1 pseudogene is annotated in these 517 nt (G+C 57.6%); it reads right to left on the minus strand.

Annotated elements, in window-relative coordinates:
• Window positions 1–517, minus strand: a pseudogene (gene purH / locus CKO11_RS17410) (bifunctional phosphoribosylaminoimidazolecarboxamide formyltransferase/IMP cyclohydrolase); the annotation flags it as partial.

Below are 517 nucleotides of genomic sequence, written 5' to 3' on the forward strand. Positions count from 1 at the left end.
GCGGGAGATGATGGCCTGTGCGGTTTCAGCATCCAGCTCGCGGTTGAAGGCGATAATGCCGCCGAACGCGGAGGTCGGGTCGGTTTTGTAGGCGCGATCGTAGGCATCCAGAATAGAGGTGCTCACGGCAACGCCGCATGGATTCGCATGCTTAACGATAACGCAGGCCGGCTCGCTGAACTCTTTCACGCATTCCAGCGCGGCGTCGGTGTCAGCAATGTTGTTATAGGAGAGCGCTTTGCCCTGAACCTGCTGAGCGGTCGCAACAGAGGCTTCTTTTACCTCTTCTTCTATATAGAAGGCTGCCTGCTGGTGGCTGTTTTCGCCGTAGCGCATATCCTGCTTCTTAATGAAGTTCAGGTTCAGGGTGCGCGGGAAGCGGCCGGCGGCTTCTTTTGTCTCGCCGTGATAGGCCGGCACCATGCTGCCAAAATAGTTGGCGATCATGCTGTCGTAGGCGGCGGTGTGTTCGAAGGCTTTAATGGCGAGGTCGAAGCGGGTGTCGAGGGTCAGGGAG

Source organism: Rhodobacter sp. TJ_12, from assembly GCF_020023995.1.
Taxonomy (GTDB): domain Bacteria; phylum Pseudomonadota; class Alphaproteobacteria; order Rhodobacterales; family Rhodobacteraceae; genus Rhodobacter.